The organism is Actinospica durhamensis (genome assembly GCF_018139695.1).
GTDB lineage: Bacteria > Actinomycetota > Actinomycetes > Streptomycetales > Catenulisporaceae > Actinospica > Actinospica durhamensis.
In genome coordinates, this window is the sequence record NZ_JAGSOG010000201.1 from 1 (window position 1) to 16,668 (window position 16,668).

The following is a 16,668-nucleotide window of genomic DNA, read 5'->3' on the forward strand; positions in this document are numbered from 1 at the left end:
CGCCCACCCTGCGCCCGGCTATCGGGGCCCAGAATTGCACCGGCGGCCCGCGGCTTGATCGGACATGATGGGCCGATGGGTATCTACGTCTCCGTCAGGGGATGGCTGGAGTGCGATGAGCGGCAACTGGCCGCCGTCCAGACGATCATCGCCGCCTATGATGACGGCCACTATTCCCATGGCTGGGGAACGCCGCGCCAACACCTCAACTGGACCCATTACGTCTTCTTCGGCGCGGATATGCGCGAGTCGGCACTGGAGTGGTTCCTTGAGCAAGTGCGGGAGATCGCAGCAGTCCCGGCATCCGACGCCGACGGCGACCGCATCACAGGCGTGTTCTTCGCCAGCCATGAGAGCACCGGAATGAGCGAGTGGCAGATCCGCGGCGGCCAGGTTGCGATCGCGCCCGGTGATGTCCGCTACCGCTACCTCGACGCCTGATACCCGACTCGCCGAGAGCGCCCGCCGTCGCCCCGCCTCATCTGCTCCTGCTCCTGCTCCGAAATGCCGATGCGGTCTTGCCGGTCCGTTCCCGCAAGAGCGCGCGCAGGGTGTGGGAGTGTTCGTAGCCGACTTTCCGGGCGATGGTCTCCACCGACAGGTCGGTGGTGCGCAGCAGGTGGGTGGCGCGTTCGATCCTCAGGTCCTGGATGAAGCGGATGGGCGACGTGCCGACGGTGCGCGAGGGCGGGGCTGCCTGAGCGGATGATGGAGAGCGCGAGGTCGATGTGTCCGAATGCCGCGCCGGCGGTGGTGATGCTGCCGCTGGTGACGACCATGTGGCCGTGATCGAGCTCGACCCGGGGGTATCTGGCGCGGAACGCGGGCGAGAGCCACCAGGTGGTCGTCGCGCGCACACCGTCCAGGATCCCGGCCTCTGCCAGTAGGAAGGTTCCCGCGCACGCCGAGGCGATGGGCGTGCCCTGCTTGTGGGTCTTCGCGATGAGGTCGCGCACGGGGAGGGACACGTCACCGCCGACGTGGTCGAGCAGTGCCGAAGGCCGGCTCTCCGCCAGTGCCGGAACAACCAGCAGGTCGGCCGACCGTGCGTGCTCCAGGGGCTCTGGCGAGACGAGGAGCCCGGCTCCGGTGCGCACGTGCGTGCTCGGACCGACCATGGTCACGTCCCAGGTCGGCGCTTGGTGGAGCTCGTTGCCCAACGCGTTGGCGTTGCTCAACACATCGAGGATTGCCGCCAGCCCGGAGTCGAAGACCCCGTCATACACGACGACTGCTACGTCCATGTCGGAAACGCTACCCATCATGTCGCTTCAGATGCTGATGCTGTGTCAGGCCTGCTCATAGGGTTTGACGTGCGCCGGAACGCCGGCGCAGGCACAAAAGGAGTGATCGTATGAAGGTCGGCCTGCTGGTACGCATCGAGGCCAAGCCCGAGTACGCCGAGGACGTGGCGGCAATGCTGCGCGGCGCACGGGAGGAGGCGGAGCGGGAAGAGGGCACCGTGGCGTGGTTCGCGTTCCGCGAGAACGCCACCACCTTCGGGGTGTTCGACACCTTCGAGGACGAGCAGGGGCGCCAGGCACACGTGAACGGCCGGATCGCCGCGGCGCTGGGGGAGGCGGCGAAGACGAAGCTGAGCGCGCCGCCGGTGATCGCGCCCATCGATCTGTTGGCGGTCAAGGGCGGCTGAAACAGCAGTCGAATCGGTCAATCGGTCAATCGGTCGAATCAGTCGGAACAACCACAAGGAACCGGGTGCAACCCATGGATACGCTCTATACCGCGATCGCCTCCTCGACCGGCCGCGACGGCCGTGCGGTCAGCTCCGACGAGAAGCTCGACGTGCGTCTGGCCTTTCCGCCGGAGCTCGGCGGAAACGGCGCGGGCACCAATCCCGAGCAGCTGTTCGCGGCGGGCTGGGCGGCGTGCTTCACCAGCACGCTCGGCGCGGTGGGCAAGGAGGCCAAGGTCGCCACGGGCGCGATCTCGGTGACCGCCGAGATCAGCCTTGGCAAAGACGTCTCGGACGGGGGCTTCGCGCTCAGTGCGGTACTGCGGGTGAAGTTGCCCGCCCACCTGCAGAACGAGACCGGCCGCAAGCTGGTCGAGCAGGCGCACGCGGGCTGCCCGTACTCCAAGGCCACCCGCGGCAACCTGCCGGTCGAACTCGTCGTCGAATAAGCCGCAGACGCCACCGGTACCGCCGGGACACCGGCGGTCCGGTCCCGCCCGGCCGTGCCCCGGCCCTGCCCGCGCGTGCGATCAGGGGCGCGGGCGCAGGCGCAGGTCATCCACCGTCGTGCGTGCGGCCGGGGTCGTTGGGGTGCGGCTCCAACGCGGTGACGTGCACGGCCATCCACGGGCGCAACGGCAGCGTGCCCAGCACCTTCTCATGCAACTCGGCTTCGTCGGCGGCGCACCACACCCCGACACTGCGCAACTCACCCACCGGCCGCCACAGCCGGTACAGGTGGCCGGTGGCCGCGAGTTCGGCGGCGCGAACGGCCTCGTCGGCGCGGCGCCGATCGACCTCGGCCTGCTCCGTACCTTCGGGAATAGTGGTGGTGATCTCGACCAGGAACTCCTTCATGGATCCCACCCTGCACCCGCCGCTCCCGTGCCGCCACGACCGCCGCCCTCACGCACGGGAGGTTCAGCCTTCTACCGCAGGCGGTGCCGCTGCCGGTGCGGCTACCGCTACCGGCGCAGGAGCGCGTGGTGCGGGTCCGTGTGCGGCAGCCACGCCCCTTCGCCCTCCACGCCCAGCGTGCCGACATCGTCTGTCAAGGCTTTGATCACGGAGCGGACCGCCGCGCGGGTCTCGTCGCGGCGGGCGACGAGCGACCAGGTCCAGTACGGTTCCGGCCGCACCACCGGGCGGCGCACGAGATCCGGCGGCACCGGGTCCTGCTGGCCCTTCGGCGAGTTGAGCACCGGTCGGCGCAGCGTGCGGACGTGCTCGAAGAACGCCGGACCGGTGACGCCGCCGTCTTCGATGTGCACGATCTCGGCACCGGTGTCCCGGGCGAACCGGCTGACGTAGAGGTTCCAGGACGACCAACTGTCGGTATCGGCGTCCACCAGGACCACGGTGTCCTTCGCGGCGACCGGCGTGGCCTGCATGCCGGTGCTCACGGCGTACAGCGCGTCCGCCCCGATCAGTGCCGCCTCGAGCCCGTCCGCTGCCAGGTCATCGGCCTGCACCCAGCAGATCGCCAGATCCAGGCTGTGCTCGGCGACCCGCGCGGCCTGCGCGTGCGAGGGCAGCACCCAGGCATCCACCCGCAGGTCCGCGACCCCCGCGACCCGCTCGACCAGGTCCGACGGCCGCCAGCTGACATACCCGAGCCGGACCGGCTCGCCGCCGGACAAGCCCGCGGCGTGCCGACGCAGCAGGTCCGCCTGCTCCAGTACCGCCCGCGCGTCCGCCACCAGGGCCTCGCCGGGCGCGGTCAGCGCCACCGAGCGGCGGTCGCGGTCGAACAGCCGCACACCGAGGTCCCGTTCGAGCGCCTTGATCTGCTGGGAGAGCGACGGGCCCGCGATATGCAGCCGGTCGGCCGCGCGCCCGAAATTCAGCTCCTCGGCGACCGCGACGAAGTAGCGCAACTGACGCAGTTCCACCCGCTCATCCTAGGGCCACCTGCCGTAGGAGCCAGGGCCTTCCAGGAAGAGGCAGCAGGTCGTGGCGTCGCCGCCGGCCGCGGACGGAAGCTTGCCGCGGCGGCCAGACCGCCCCGATCGATCCATCCGATCCCGTCCCATCCCGTACTGAAAGTGAGCGACTGCCGTGGACAGCACGCAGAAGGTCGTCATCATCACCGGAGCCTCCCAGGGCATCGGCGCCGCGCTCGTCCCCGCGTACCGCAAGCTCGGGTACGCCGTCGTCGCGAACTCCCGTTCCATCACACCGTCGCAGGACCCGGACGTACTGACGGTGGCCGGCGACGTGGCGGCACCGGGCGTCGGCGCCCGCATCGTCACCGAGGCACTCGACCGTTTCGGCCGTATCGACTCCCTCGTCAACAACGCGGGCGTGTTCGTCGCCAAGCCGTTCACCGACTACACCGACGAGGACTACGACACGGTCACCGGTGTGAACCTGCGCGGCTTCTTCGAAGTGACCAGGGGCGCCGTTGCCGCAATGCTCGAACACGGCGAGGGCGGCCACATCGTGAACGTCTCCACCAGCCTGGTCGACCACGCCCTCGCCCAGGTGCCCTCGGCCCTCGCGGCGCTGACCAAGGGAGGCCTGACCGCCGTCGCCAAGTCCCTGGCCATCGAGTACGCCGGGCGCGGGATCCGCGCCAACACCGTCGCACTCGGCATCATCCGCACCCCGATGCACCCCGCCGAGACGCACGACTTCCTCGCGGCCCTGCACCCGATCGGGCGGATGGGCGAGATCGAAGACGTGGTCGAGGCAGTGCTCTACCTCGAAACGGCCAGGTTCGTGACCGGCGAAACCCTGCACGTCGACGGCGGCCAGAGCGCCGGCCACTGAGGCACTGAGCCGCTGAGCGCGAGCTGACACGAGAGGAATTCGGTCATGATCGCCGCCACCACCACCGCCGGTCCGAGCAACTCGCGGCCGGGCACTCCGAGCAGCCATGCCACCGTGGACGATGCCGACGACGCGGTCGGCCCACGGCGGATCGCCGTGCAGGGCGCCGCCGCGATGGCCGCCGCCATGGGTGTCGGACGCTTCGCCTACACCCCGATCCTGCCCCTCATGCACACCCAAGCGGGTATGTCCCCACAGCTCGGGTCGGCGTTGGCCACCGCGAACTACGCCGGATATCTGGCCGGAGCGCTCGCGGGTATCGCAGTACCCACACTCGCCAGGTCCCGCACCGCGCTGCGCCTCTCACTCGTCCTCGTCACCGTGACACTGGCAGCGATGCCGTTCACACGCGACGGCTCGATCTGGTTCACGCTGCGCCTGGTGGCCGGCGCCGCGAGCGCACTGGCATTCGTCGTCGCGGCCAACGCCCTGATCACGGCACTGCGAAACCGCGGGCAGCATCTCGTCGGCTGGGGCTTCGGCGGCGTCGGCGCAGGCATCGCGCTCTCCGGGGCCCTCATGCTCGCCCTGCACGACGGCGGCACCTGGCGACAAGCCTGGTGGCTCGCCGCCGCCCTCAGCCTCGTACTCACGATCCCGGCCTGGCACCTGCCCACCGGTACCACCACCGCGACCCCGGCCGTGAAACCACGCGTGGTCGAGGGCGCCGACCACACAATTCCACGCGGCTACGTGCCACTGCTCGCCGCCTACTCCCTCGAAGGCATCGGCTACATCATCGCTGGGACGTTCCTCGTCGTAGCGATCGACCAAAGCGCCCCAACCTGGGTCGGCACCAGCGCGTGGGTGCTGGCCGGGTTGGCCGCACTCCCGTCCGCAGCACTCTGGGCAGCACTGGCACGTCGCCGGTCCCGGCCCATGCTGCTCACCACAGCCCTCGCAGTGCAGGCAGTCGGCATCGCGTTGCCGGCACTGGTCGGCGGAGTCGGGGCGGCACTCGCGTCTGCGGCGCTCTTCGGCGGCACCTTCCTCGGCATCGCCACCCTCGCACTGGCAATCGGCGCGCAGATCGGCGCTCCGCGCGCGGTCGCAGTCCTGACCGCGGCCTACGCCGCAGGACAACTCGCCGGGCCGCTCCTCGTCACGCCCCTGCTGCACACCGGCTACCACCAGGCGCTCATTGCCGCAGCCGCACTCGTCGCACTTGCGGCCGTCACCGCCGCACTCATCCGGCCCGATCAAGAAAGCAAACCATCATGAACCCCACCGCCCCAGCCCCAGCCACAGTCACAACGTCAACAGCAACTGCAGCTTCGAACGAGGCCGTCCTACGCGACGTCCTAGACCGATGGAAGTCCGCCGTCGACGCCCACGAGCCCGAGCGCGTCGCCGCCGTCTTCACGGACGAAGCACTCTTCCAGGGCCTGCACCCCTACACCGTAGGCAGACCCGGCGTCGCCGAGTACTACGCCTCCCAGCCCCTCGGCATGACGGCGACGTACGAGATCCTCGAGAGCCGACGCCTTGCCGACGCACTCGTACTCGGCTACCTGCGCGTGGTTTTCGCGTTCACCGACCGTCCGGCACTCACTGTGTACATCAGCGTTCTGGCGAGGAGAACCGCCGAGGCGTGGCTCCTCGACCACTATCAGGTCTCGAAACTCGACTGCCCGCCTGCCCGCCTGCCCGCCTGCCCGACCGTCTGACTGCCCGACCGTCTGACTGCCTGCCTGCCCGCTTGACCGTCCCCCTCGACCAGACGCAATGGCGCGCCGGGAACTCGAAGTCCCCGACGCGCCACCTCCACGCATCTATCTATCGCTATATACGACTTATGAAGGCTCGGTGCCGTAAGCGAGGGTGCCGTTCACGTACACCGTCACCTTCGTCCAGTCCGCGTACGCGGTGTTGGTGCCGTAGCTGTAGTCGTTGACCTCGTTGAAGTTCGACCAGTCGGTCTTGTTCAACCGGTTCTGGATCTGGCCGCTCGACGCGCCCGCGGCCAGGCTGCCCGCGCCAGTGGTGAATCCGACCTGCAGGTAGTGGTCCGCGCCGGTGACGGCGGTGGCGAGGGCCACCACGCTGTGGGTGACGTTGGACGAGCCGACCACGGCGTAGTCGCAGTAGGTGCTGAAGGTGTTCGCTCCGCCGTCGCTGGTGAACCAGTAGCGCAGCGTCACCGTCGACAGGGCCAGCGCGGCGGTGCCGGTGTTGACGACCTGCAAGCCCGGCTTGATCTGGTTGTCGGTGGGCGAGGAGTCCAGGTTCGCGTACTGCACCTTGACCGTTCCGGTCCCGGTCCCCCCGCCACCGGCAGCGGCGGAAGTGGTGGCGCTGACCGTGTTCGAGGCGGTCGAGAGGTTCCCGGCCGCGTCGGTCGCGACCACCGCGTAGCTGTACAGCGTCGAGGCGGTCAGTCCCGTGTCGGTGTAGGTCGTGCTGGTGGTGGTGCCGACCAGGGTGCTGTCGCGGTAGACGTCGTAGCCGGTCACCGCGACGTTGTCGGTCGAGGCGGTCCACGAGAGCGAGATGGTGGTGCTGGTCTCGCCGGTCGCGGCCAGATTGGTCGGCGCCGAGGGCGGCGTGGTGTCGCCGCCGGTGGTGGCGTTGACGACGAGGTCCGCGTACACGGCGTAGGCCATGGCGATGTCCGCCTGCGCCCAGAACCGGTGGTAGGTGAAGGTGGGCGCCGCGCCGCCGTCGAGATACGTCTGGACCTGCGCGAAGTTCGGGTCGTTCTTGTACCAGGACCGGATGGACAGGAACGTGGAGCCCGGAACGATCGGGTCGCCGTTCGGCATCTTGCCGGACCAGCCCGACGGCACGTAGACGGTCGCGCCGAAGCTGCTGTAGTCGGTCCGGACCTCCGGCACCGCGATGCCCTTGCTGTCGGCGAATGTCGACATCACGTCGAGCAGGCTCTTGGCGAGGGCGGAGTAGGTGGTGTTGCCGGACTTCGCGGCGTAGTAGGTCAGGGCCTTGACGTACGCGGCGGCGACGCCGACGTCGTTGCCGTAGTCCGCGATGCTCACGTGCAGCCCGGAGTTGCTGCCCGGGCTGGACGGGTTCCAGGTGTCGGGCTGGCCGGACCAGCCGAGGGTGGAGGGGATCTGGAAGTTGGTGGAGGTGACCGTGGTCTCGGAGGCGGCCCACGCCATCCACTTGGTCAGCACGGCCTCGGCGGTCGCGTTCCCGGTCACGTAGTAGTACTCCGCGAGCCGCTCCATCGCCCAGGCCTGCATCCCGAACCAGTTGTTGCTCGGCGGGTCGTGGTAGACCGGCTCCCAGTCGTACGCCATGCCGTAGAACGTCGAGTCGCCCGAGGGCGGCGTGGCGTACGCGCCGTTCCAGCTGTTGGTGCAGCCGCCGGCGATGGCGCCTTCCGCGGACTGGAGCCACTGGAAGAACTCCAGCTGCCGGCCCAGGCTGCTCGACCAGTCTCCCTTCGCGGTGGGCGACATCGGGGTGAGCGCGGCCACGTTCGACATGGCCCAGGCGGCCAGCGGGTTCTGGTAGCCCTGGTGCGAGGCGCCGTCCCCGATCCGCCAGGCCCAGCCGCCGCCCGGCTCCGCTCCGCCCCAGGCGTAGTACCAGGCCAGCAGGTAGTGCTCGGAGCTGCGCGAGGTGCCGGCGGCACAGCCGGTGGGGCTGGTGCAGTTGCCGATCTGCTTGAAGTACTTGTCGAACAGCGCATACCGCAGGAAGTCGCCCATCTTGGCAGCCTTCGCCGCCGAAGCCGCCACCTGGCTCGCCGCACCCTGCGCCGAAGCCCACGTGTACGCCCAGTACGCTGCCTGAACACTACGCGCGTCGGCGTCCGGGGCGTTCGTGTACTTCCACTGCTGCGCATAAGCACCGGACTGGGCGACGAACAGGTCGAGATACCCGTTCGGGCCGCCGTACTTGAACAGATCCGTGCACGGCTGCGGGATCGTCAGCCACACCGACTCCGCGGAACCGCGCTGGTAGCTGTTGATGTACGACGGCCCGGTAGCGGTCGGTCCGTTCTCCGCGCCCGTCCCCGGGGTGTTTCCGTACCCGTAGGTGTTGTCGACATCCATGAGCCAGTGCATGCCGTAGATGTCCGACGTGCCGTACGTCGAGCTCAGCTCCGTCGCGAGCGGGTCCTGCCCCACCGAAACGGAGGTGTTGAGCGGACTCGGGTAGTCGCTGGGGTCAGGCCATTCCGGAGCATAGGTGGCCGGCGAGCTCGGGTTGTACGAGCTGTTGCTCGGCTGGTCCACGTGCTGCGGAATGATGTAGGCCTCTGCTGTGGTCCACGCGTTGTTGAACGCGGTCCAGTCCCCGGTCACCCGGCCATAGGTGGCCTCAAGCCAGAACCAGAAGCTGAACGCCTCGGACGTGGTCTGATGCCCATGGTCCGGGGCCTCGACGATCAGGGTCTCCACGCTGTGATACGGGATCCCCTCCGAGCTGAAATAGCCGTTCGCCGAATTCTTGATCTTCGCGTACTGCGTCAAGAACGCCTGCGTGTACGCATCCGTCGCCGTCGCATTGGACGTGGCAGCGCTACCGGTGGCGGCCCGCGCCTTCAAGGTGGGCAGGCCGGCCACCGCCATCAGCGCAGTGCCGGCCGTGACGGCGAAGCGCCGTCGAGATAGGGATTCGGCCATGACAGCCTTCCTCCTAGGAACGTGGTCGGGTGATCCGGGAGGGAGGCTAGGCACGCGTTTCCGGGGCGTAAAGCACCCGGCCACCCGCCCGAACACGCCCCAGACCGAAATCCACCGCCCGGGACCGGACGGCGCGCGCCCCAGCCGGAGAGAACAACGGCCCCTGGCCTGCGGCTCGAGCCCGGAGCCACGGTCCCGCCGTTGCCCCGGCGCGCGGTAAGCGGATACCGCGCCGAACGGGCCGGTCGGACCCGGTGCGGCGTGAAGCTTTCAGCACACCCGACGCATTGCGCACATCAATGTACTAACGCAGTCGGGTGGCTGAGCGTGAAACAGAGCGCTCGGCACTCAGCTGCTGTTGCTTAAGTTTTCATGAGAGTTCATGGGTAAAGGCGGACGCACGGCCGGTCCGATCGGCGGCTTGGCCGCGTTGTGGTTGGCGGCTGCCGGCGTCGTGTCCAGTGTGCGTTGTGGCCGTGCCGGCGCGTTACCCGCCCGCCCGCCCTGCGCCTGGCTCGCGTAGCTGTCGAACTGTGTTGGCGGAGCCGACTGCGCACCGAATCACTAATGCTCTTGAACGCTCACCAGTCGGGGAACGCCACCGCTCGCAGCCGGTCCAGGTCGTTCACCTGAAGCCGACGGTAGCCTGTGTCGACGACCCCGGATACTCGCAGATCGCGAAGGGCCTTGTGCACGGTGGGTTCGGCCACGCCGACCAAGGTGGCCAGTTCAGGCTGTGTCAGTGGCCAGCCTACGAGAGCCGTCTTGCCGTCACGAATGCCGTAGGTTACGGCCAAGTCGTACACCACCCGCGCGACGCGCATGGGCGCGTCGGTGCCGGCGAAGTCGATCCTCCGCATATTCGCGCTGCGCAACTTGGCGACGACGGCACGCTGTACGGCCTCGGCGACCCGTGCGTCAGCACGCAGAAAAGCTGTGAAGTCGTGCCGGGTGACCAGCTTGGCGATGACGGTTCCGCAACTGGTGACCGTTGCGGAGCGCGGTCTTCCGTCCAGTGCGCCGAACTCGCCGATGAGATCTCCGCCAACGCGGATCGCAAGTAGCGCCTCGCGCGCGTCCTGAGTCCGGCCGGTGGCTTTGACCGCTCCGTCGAGCAAGATCAGAACGAACGTCGGCTGACTTGCCTCACGGATGACTGTATGTCCGGATGCGTACTCTACCTGCTTGCCCAACGACAGCAGGAGGTCGCGGGATGACTGCTCCATGCTGCCGAGCAGAGTGGTGGGTGGCCAGGTCTGGCCCCCTTGAGGGTGGCCCCGGGGATCCCGCTGCGCACTCATGGCCCTCCCTCGTGCGTCCCTGACGTCTTCACGCGCCGAACCGGAGGCGTTGACGACGGTTCGCAGTAGCGCTTCAGGTTTTCGTCGAACCCGTACTTCTACGGTATGCGATGACGAGGGGTGGAGCACACTGGTCGCCGAGGGTCGGTGTTGGCGTCCGGACCAGGCGGAAGCGGAGGTTCACGGGGGGAGATGACTCTCCGGTAGAGCAGGGTGGCGTGTTGGCCGGCACGGCGGCGACGGTCACGATCCGATCGGGCTGCACTCCCAGGGAGCAGCCGGGAGGCGGGGCACCGGTGTCTCGACTTCAGCGGGCATTCCGGTCCTGACTGTCAATAACGCGCAATCCTGAACTGCCGAACAAAGATTCGCATTCCTTGTCGTGAAGGTGGATTCTCTCGCAGGTGGCGTATAGCGCATGAAATCAGGAAAGGCACGAGTAAGCCATGGTTCACGGGTCGAATAGAAGGAGAGGGAGCGTGCCGGCACCGAACCCCTCGGGCGCTGCCGCGAGTCCACTTCCAGCGCTGCGCTATCTCATCGATCAGGCGGAGCACGCCATCGATCGGGCGGACAGCAAGGCCACCGCGCTCGGCGCGGCGTCGATCGCCGTATTCGCGGTCCTCAATCCACGACAGTCGCTGCATCACGGTGCTACCGCCGCGATGCTCAACGCCCTGCTCATCGTAGGCCGGATATGCTGGGTCGTGGCCGTTCTGGCTTTGGCCGCCGCGGTCAAACCCCGGCTTCGTCCGGTGTCCCCGGGCCCGCACGCGGTCTCGTTCCTCGATCTGTCGGAGAAGTTCGACGCGGAGCGGTTGCGTTCCCTCGTCCGCAGGGCCGGCGACACCGATGACTGGTTGCTGGTTCAGGCCCATGTCCTGGGCAGGATCGCTCTCGCGAAATTCAGGCTCATCCAGCTCGGCATGGCACTGCTCACTTTCAGTGGCCTTACCGGTGCTCTCGTGGCAATGACTCTGCGATAGCATGAATGAGAAGGAGAAGTCAGTGTCCGAAGATGCGATGCACCACCTCGTCGTGCTGTACGACATCCAGGCCTCGGCCGCGTTGGCCGACCCGGAGAAGCTCATCGCACGTCAGTCGATGAACGACTGCTGCGACGCGGCCCTCGCCGCCGCATCCATTCCGTCCGAGCAGGTGACCGTCAAAGACCTCGGCGACGGCGCGATGTTGCGGTTCACCGCCGACGTCCCCAAGTCTCGTGTGCTCGGCGTGTGGCTCCGCGAGTTCCACGCCGGACTCAAGCGTGACTATGAGCAGATGGCGCGGCCCAGTCAGATTCGGCTGGCGGTCCATGCCGGAGAACTGCACCGCAGCCTCAGCGAACACACCGGTGCCACGTTGGACTTCATCGCGCGGCTGGTCAACGCTCCGGTCGCGAAGCAGGTGCTCGAGGCCACTCCGTCGGCCCCACTGGCCGTGGTCGTCTCCGAGCAGATCTACGACCAGGTTGTTCGGCACCGCGGGGGAGAGCTTGAACCCGACGCGTTCACGCCGATCTCGGTTCAGGTGAAGGAGACGGACGCTTCGGCCTGGTTGTACTTGCCGGGGTGGGCCCGTGTCCCGATGCCGCCGGGTTTGACCGGAGCGGAGGAGGCCGCGCTCGCCGCCCGCCAAGCCGAGAGCATGGACAACGGCACCGCCCGTCTTGGGCGGCAGGAGATCGCCGTATCCGGCGGCAATGTGGGTGTGATCGGGCAGACGACCGTGCACGGGTCCTTCAACGTCGGTGGTCCGGCCGGTCTGCGATGAGTGACGAGGGCCAGGCTCAGCAGCCTCCGGGAGGAGCGGCCAGGGCGGCGGACGACGAGGCTCCGGAGGGTGCGGCGGTGGAACACGCCGTGTCCTCCCCGGAGGACAAGGTCGGTGCTGCCCGAGCGGACCCGCTCGCGGAAGCACGCGCCACCGCCGATGCCACCGCCGCCAACCGCGCCTACGAGAGCTTCCAGCACAGCGTGTCGGCGGCGGGACCGGTGGGCGTGATCGGTGGCGCGACGATCTCGGGCGGCATGCACATCTATGCCACCGGGCACCCTCACCGCACTCCGTCATCCGGGCCGGTGCGTGCTGACCACCTTGAACAGATCAAATCCTGGTACGCCGCCGCGCCCCATGACCCTGAGTTGCGCAGCGCCTTGAATGAACGACACGTCGTAGTGATCCAGGGATTGCGCGAGAGCGGGCGCACGACTACCGCTCTGAAACTGCTCAGTGAGTTCGCCACGACAGGCGTCGAGTGGCTCGCCGTCGAATCCGGCCTCAACGGGGTCAGTGCCGAGCGACTCCAACCCGGTCACGGTTATCTCGGCGAACTCCCGACCCTGGATCACCGGCTTGATGAAGCAGCTCTCGACGGGTTCTCGCAGCGGTTGAGAGAACGGGGCGCCTACTGCGTGCTGCTTCCGCCGCCGGGGTCGGAGGAGATCCGCGCGCAGGTTTACCTGCGCGGACACGTCCCGCCGCCGCAAGGGGCTGTTCTCAAGGCGCGCATCGAGGCTGAAGGTGCGCGTCGGAGGCCTGGCCGCACCGGAGACCTCGATGTGATGATCGAGCTCAGCCGGGACAAGGAGTTGTGGGATCTGCTCGGCACGGATCCGGGCCCGGCCGAGGAAGTGTGGCTGGCTGAGATGGTCATCCGGTTGGCCGACGGCTCGTGCGACCGGCAATACGCGCTGAGTTCCTGGAACGAACTGATCGACAGGCGGATCGGGCGCTGGCTGGCCCAGCTGCCACAAGGCGTGGACCTGCACCGGCAGCGCAGCGCCGTAGAGGATTTCGCGTTCCGACTCGCCTTGGCGGTATTCAACGACTCCCCGGTGCACCTGGTCGTCGAGGCCGGAGAACGCCTGGCGTTCGAGCTGTTCACCACGGCCAACCCGCGACTCGAGCCGGGCCGTAACGTGTTCGCCTCGCTGGATGACGACCGAATGGCGATGATCTGGGCTCGCATGCGCGACGGTACGGTCGGGTTCGGCGACGTTTCCGTGCCGGCCAGGTTACTGGCCTACCGCGACGAGCGCGTCGCGGTCCGACTGCTGGCCACCGTCTGGAATCAGCGGCCAAACCTGCGTCGTCCGATCCTGCGCTGGCTCAGGGATCTGAGCCAGGATCGGCGCCCGGACATATGGATGCGCGCGGCCCTTGCCATCGGGCTCGTCACCAGCTGGGACTTCGCCTACAGCTACCACGAGGCCATCGAGTCGTGGGCGGGCTCGGAGGACGTCAAACAACGGCTCGCCGCCGCGACGGCGATGAACCAGACGGCGCGAGATGAGAACACGCGGCTGGCGGTGAGCTCTGCCCTTCGATCTTGGGCCGGCGGCGATGAGCCTGGACTCATGTGGACTGCGGCCGTGGCTTTCGGCTACGGCGTGTCTGACGCGGCCTCCGTGCTGCGGCTCCTGCACCGAATCGGAGTCTGGAAGGATGGCGAACTCGTCCACATCGCCAGCAAGTCCGTGGCCGAGTTGTTCGCGCGCGGACGATTCGCGGAGGTCCTGAAGGCTGTTGACAGTTGGATCGACGACCGTCGGCTCAACGGCCGAATCCTCGGCCTCCTGGTCGTCCTGCGCGTCGGCGACCTGCGCGTGAGTCAGGTTCCGAATATCGAAGGTCTGCCCCTTGGACCCGATGCGCGCGCCGCTCTGGCCGACTCCGCACGGGCGAACTGGCCGCTGGTCGTGGCCGTCGCGCAGTTCGACGCCGCCATCGGCCGGCTGCTCGCGGATTGCGTCTGGCAGGCGCTTTCCTCCGCGTTGGTCGCCGATGCGATGCGGGATGAGATCGGCGACTGGATACGAGCGGCCGACGAGTCCGCGGACCTGCTTGGACCGCTCGGCACATTTCTTCGAGGTTTGATCGATGACGAGGACGACGAGGCTCGGCTGCTTCACCTTGTCGACACCTTGACTGAAGATCCGGACGAGCCGCTTCCTCAGTCCACCGCACAGGCGGTGCGTGAGGCGATCGGATGGGCGGCTGTGAAAAGGAGGGGCGAATCATGAACCATTCCGGCAGTGAATTCAGTCCGATTGTGGCGCTGCGTCACTATATGGGCGCCAAGGCGGAGCCGGTGACAGCTCATATGGCACACGTCTTGGTCACGACCAGAGGAGAACACCGCGTCGTGTGGCCGCACGACCGCGCCCACTCGGTGGTCTGGCAGCACACACGATCGTCCGGGATGTTCGCGGGCAGGGTGAAGACCGTCTACGACATCGACCTGGGTGTGCACCACGTCGTGTTCCAGGCCGATCTGCCCGGCGCGGGCGACGTCTTCGCATTCCACGCATCGGCCACCCTTGAGTGGCGGGTTCTGGATCCGTCGCTCGTCGTTCGGAACCAGTTGCGCGACATCCGCCCGCTCATTCAGCCGGTGATCACGGAAGAGATGCGCCGGATCGCCCGCAGGTATGACGTGCACCAGTCCGCCTCGGCCGAGGAAGCGATCAATCAGCGGCTCGCGGGCGAGCCCCTTGACTTCAACGATCCTCAGCAACTGGCCGCGGCCCTTGCCGCCACCGCTGTCACCGGCCACATCGGCAGGGAATACGGCCTGTGGACGAGGACTCTCGTGTCCGTGCTGCCCGACCAGACGCGCCTCACGCAGGCTGAGGAGGTACGCGATCTGCACCACCAGATCGAAGCCGAGCGGCTCCGGCAGGAGTTGAGGATGCTACAGGAGTCCAACAAGAGCGCGGTCCTGACCCACAGGATGGCGTTCTATCGCGAAGCCTTCGCGGCCGGCGATATCGACCGTGCGGTTCTCCAGGTTGCACAGAACCCGGAAGAGCTCACCGCTGTGGCGAATGTCGTACGGCAGCAGGAGTTGGCTGGACAGCGCCTGACCATCGACTTCGTCAACAAGCTCCTTGAGGAGGGCGCGATCGAGCGCTGGCAGATCTCCGATCAAGCCAAGTCGGCGCTGGCATGGCTGCAGAGCTCGACCAACGCGGTGCTGACACCGCGTATTCCGGCGCAGGCGGTGGACCCCACTCAGCAGCAGAGCAGGCGCCAGCGCAAAACTCCGCTCCCCGGACTCGATGCGCAGCCCGGTGCGCAGCATGTGGACGGCAGCGGCGGGAACGACGACGCCGACGTGCTCTAGCCGGGGCCTGGTGGCGTGCACTCGTTCGGCATCAAAAGCTTCAACGTGCGGCTGACCGAGAGGCAGAATCGGTAGATCGCCTCCTGGCTCGCCACGGCCGTTAAGAACGGACCCGACATGGTCGTCTGCTCGTTATGCTCCGTACGTCACCGCCACCGGAGCGTGGTCGCTCCAGCGCGAGGGGTGGTCGACGGCGCGCTCGACGACGGCGGTTTTGGCGAGTTTGGCGAGGCCGGGGGTGGCGATCTGGTAGTCGATGCGCCAGCCGGCGTCGTTGTCGAAGGCGCGGCCGCGGTAGGACCACCAGGTGTAGGGGCCGATGGCGTCGGGGTGGAGGGAGCGGACTACGTCGACGTAGCCGGCTTCGTCGAAGACGCGGGAGAGCCAGGCGCGTTCGGAGGGGAGGAAGCCGGCGGCTTTCTGGTTGGTCTTCCAGTTCTTCAGGTCGGCCTCGCGGTGGGCGATGTTCCAGTCGCCGCAGACGACTAGTTCGCGGCCTTCGGCTTCCAGGCGCGCCCTTGTGGTCTTGAGGTAGGCGAGGAACTCCTCCATGAAGCGTTCCTTCTCCTCCTGGCGCGGGGTGTCGACTTCGCCGGAGGGCAGGTAGAGGCTGGCGACGGTGATGCCGGGTAGGCCGTCGGCGGCGGGGAGGTCTAGTTCTACGTAGCGGCCGGAGGCGTCGAACTCGGCGGAGCCGAAGCCGATCTGGGTGCGGGTCGGGGCGATGCGGGAGTAGAGCGCTACGCCGGCGCGGCCCTTGGCGGCGGCGGGGGCGAACAGGGGCAGGTGCCAGCCCTCGGGCTCGCGCAGTGCGGCGGGCACCTGCGTGGCGTCGGCCCGCACCTCCTGCAGGCACACGACCTGGGCGTCGGTGGCGGCCAGCCAGGCGTCGAAGCCCTTGGTCGAGGCCGCGCGCAGCCCGTTGACGTTGACGGTGGTGATCTTGATCATGGTGCTCCTGCCGACGCTGCTTCGCCCGGGGCGACGCAGCCGACGGGCACCACCCATTGTGCACGCAGCCACCGACAGGGCGGGGGTAGGACGCGGAATCTGCTAGGTGGGCGGAGGACTTCAGGGCGTCAGGGGACCTGCGAGGGTGAGTGGCGGGCTGTCGTGGTG

Annotated in this window: 16 protein-coding genes and 1 pseudogene; 10 read left to right on the forward strand and 7 right to left on the reverse strand. The window is 67.9% G+C overall.

The window, feature by feature from the left end:
- Positions 1–75: 75 nt before the first annotated feature.
- Entirely contained in the window at positions 76–441 is a 366-nt protein-coding gene (locus KDL01_RS29210; protein ID WP_212531862.1) for a hypothetical protein, read from the forward strand.
- 37 nt (positions 442–478) lie between these two features.
- On the opposite strand, the gene KDL01_RS46105 is transcribed toward KDL01_RS29210, so the two are convergent.
- Both KDL01_RS46105 and KDL01_RS46110 read right to left on the reverse strand, forming a co-directional pair.
- Positions 479–859, reverse strand: a complete 381-nt coding sequence (locus KDL01_RS46105) for a helix-turn-helix domain-containing protein (RefSeq protein WP_368861670.1) — start codon at positions 857–859, stop codon at positions 479–481.
- A pseudogene (locus KDL01_RS46110) lies at positions 762–1,265 on the reverse strand (DJ-1/PfpI family protein); the annotation flags it as partial. The gene KDL01_RS46105 and the pseudogene KDL01_RS46110, both read right to left, overlap by 98 nt.
- 89 nt (positions 1,266–1,354) lie before the next feature.
- Here KDL01_RS46110 and KDL01_RS29220 point away from each other — a divergent pair.
- Positions 1,355–1,651, forward strand: coding sequence for a putative quinol monooxygenase (locus tag KDL01_RS29220; RefSeq protein ID WP_212531864.1), 297 nt, complete (start codon positions 1,355–1,357; stop codon positions 1,649–1,651).
- Positions 1,652–1,725: 74 nt separating this feature from the next.
- Positions 1,726–2,142 carry an organic hydroperoxide resistance protein gene (locus tag KDL01_RS29225; RefSeq protein WP_246577165.1) on the forward strand — a complete coding sequence of 139 codons (417 nt, stop codon included), beginning with the start codon at positions 1,726–1,728 and terminating at the stop codon, positions 2,140–2,142.
- Between the two features lie 106 nt (positions 2,143–2,248).
- Here the strand turns inward: KDL01_RS29225 and KDL01_RS29230 are convergent, their stop codons facing one another.
- Positions 2,249–2,551: a muconolactone Delta-isomerase family protein gene (locus KDL01_RS29230; RefSeq protein ID WP_212531866.1), complete on the reverse strand. Its 303-nt coding sequence runs from the start codon at positions 2,549–2,551 to the stop codon at positions 2,249–2,251.
- 107 nt (positions 2,552–2,658) lie between these two features.
- Positions 2,659–3,585 carry a LysR family transcriptional regulator gene (locus tag KDL01_RS44830; RefSeq protein WP_212531867.1) on the reverse strand — a complete coding sequence of 309 codons (927 nt, stop codon included), beginning with the start codon at positions 3,583–3,585 and terminating at the stop codon, positions 2,659–2,661.
- Between the two features lie 166 nt (positions 3,586–3,751).
- Here KDL01_RS44830 and KDL01_RS29240 point away from each other — a divergent pair, with 166 nt between their 5' ends.
- The 3 genes from KDL01_RS29240 (at position 3,752) to KDL01_RS29250 (ending at position 6,192) form a co-directional block, all read left to right on the forward strand.
- Positions 3,752–4,465 carry an SDR family NAD(P)-dependent oxidoreductase gene (locus tag KDL01_RS29240; protein WP_212531868.1) on the forward strand — a complete coding sequence of 238 codons (714 nt, stop codon included), beginning with the start codon at positions 3,752–3,754 and terminating at the stop codon, positions 4,463–4,465.
- A gap of 174 nt (positions 4,466–4,639) precedes the next feature.
- Positions 4,640–5,746 (forward strand): YbfB/YjiJ family MFS transporter, encoded by a 1,107-nt coding sequence (locus tag KDL01_RS29245; RefSeq protein ID WP_438801994.1) that lies wholly within the window; start codon positions 4,640–4,642, stop codon positions 5,744–5,746.
- A complete protein-coding gene (locus KDL01_RS29250) occupies positions 5,743–6,192 on the forward strand; it encodes a YybH family protein (protein ID WP_212531870.1) in 450 nt (149 codons plus the stop codon). Before KDL01_RS29245 ends, KDL01_RS29250 begins: the two co-directional genes overlap by 4 nt.
- Before the next feature lie 126 nt (positions 6,193–6,318).
- Here the strand turns inward: KDL01_RS29250 and KDL01_RS29255 are convergent, their stop codons facing one another.
- Positions 6,319–9,120: a glycoside hydrolase family 48 protein gene (locus KDL01_RS29255; RefSeq protein WP_212531871.1), complete on the reverse strand. Its 2,802-nt coding sequence runs from the start codon at positions 9,118–9,120 to the stop codon at positions 6,319–6,321.
- A gap of 581 nt (positions 9,121–9,701) precedes the next feature.
- Positions 9,702–10,346, reverse strand: a complete 645-nt coding sequence (locus tag KDL01_RS29260) for a Crp/Fnr family transcriptional regulator (protein ID WP_246577166.1) — start codon at positions 10,344–10,346, stop codon at positions 9,702–9,704.
- Between the two features lie 554 nt (positions 10,347–10,900).
- On the opposite strand from KDL01_RS29260, the gene KDL01_RS45505 reads away from it, so the two are divergent.
- The 4 genes from KDL01_RS45505 to KDL01_RS29280 all read left to right on the forward strand — a co-directional run bounded on the left by KDL01_RS45505 (position 10,901) and on the right by KDL01_RS29280 (position 15,549).
- Positions 10,901–11,407, forward strand: coding sequence for a Pycsar system effector family protein (locus KDL01_RS45505; RefSeq protein WP_212531873.1), 507 nt, complete (start codon positions 10,901–10,903; stop codon positions 11,405–11,407).
- Positions 11,408–11,429: 22 nt separating this feature from the next.
- Positions 11,430–12,194 (forward strand): hypothetical protein, encoded by a 765-nt coding sequence (locus KDL01_RS29270; RefSeq protein WP_212531874.1) that lies wholly within the window; start codon positions 11,430–11,432, stop codon positions 12,192–12,194.
- A gap of 77 nt (positions 12,195–12,271) precedes the next feature.
- Positions 12,272–14,446, forward strand: a complete 2,175-nt coding sequence (locus tag KDL01_RS29275) for a hypothetical protein (protein ID WP_212531875.1) — start codon at positions 12,272–12,274, stop codon at positions 14,444–14,446.
- The gene (locus KDL01_RS29280) at positions 14,443–15,549 is read left to right on the forward strand and encodes a hypothetical protein (RefSeq protein ID WP_212531876.1); all 1,107 of its coding nucleotides are present in this window, start codon (positions 14,443–14,445) and stop codon (positions 15,547–15,549) included. The genes KDL01_RS29275 and KDL01_RS29280 overlap by 4 nt, the downstream gene beginning before the upstream one ends.
- Positions 15,550–15,681: 132 nt before the next feature.
- Here KDL01_RS29280 and KDL01_RS29285 read toward each other — a convergent pair whose 3' ends face one another.
- Positions 15,682–16,500, reverse strand: coding sequence for an exodeoxyribonuclease III (locus tag KDL01_RS29285; RefSeq protein ID WP_212531877.1), 819 nt, complete (start codon positions 16,498–16,500; stop codon positions 15,682–15,684).
- Between the last annotated feature and the right edge of the window lie 168 nt (positions 16,501–16,668).

Coding starts and splice junctions, on each gene's coding strand:
- KDL01_RS29285 (WP_212531877.1), bottom strand. CDS start 16,500: ATGATCAAGATCACCACCGTCAACGTCAACGGGCTGCGCGCGGCCTCG.
- KDL01_RS29220 (WP_212531864.1), top strand. CDS start 1,355: ATGAAGGTCGGCCTGCTGGTACGCATCGAGGCCAAGCCCGAGTACGCC.
- KDL01_RS29225 (WP_246577165.1), top strand. CDS start 1,726: ATGGATACGCTCTATACCGCGATCGCCTCCTCGACCGGCCGCGACGGC.
- KDL01_RS29245 (WP_438801994.1), top strand. CDS start 4,640: ATGGCCGCCGCCATGGGTGTCGGACGCTTCGCCTACACCCCGATCCTG.
- KDL01_RS29255 (WP_212531871.1), bottom strand. CDS start 9,120: ATGGCCGAATCCCTATCTCGACGGCGCTTCGCCGTCACGGCCGGCACT.
- KDL01_RS29280 (WP_212531876.1), top strand. CDS start 14,443: ATGAACCATTCCGGCAGTGAATTCAGTCCGATTGTGGCGCTGCGTCAC.
- KDL01_RS29260 (WP_246577166.1), bottom strand. CDS start 10,346: ATGGAGCAGTCATCCCGCGACCTCCTGCTGTCGTTGGGCAAGCAGGTA.
- KDL01_RS29210 (WP_212531862.1), top strand. CDS start 76: ATGGGTATCTACGTCTCCGTCAGGGGATGGCTGGAGTGCGATGAGCGG.
- KDL01_RS29230 (WP_212531866.1), bottom strand. CDS start 2,551: ATGAAGGAGTTCCTGGTCGAGATCACCACCACTATTCCCGAAGGTACG.
- KDL01_RS29250 (WP_212531870.1), top strand. CDS start 5,743: ATGAACCCCACCGCCCCAGCCCCAGCCACAGTCACAACGTCAACAGCA.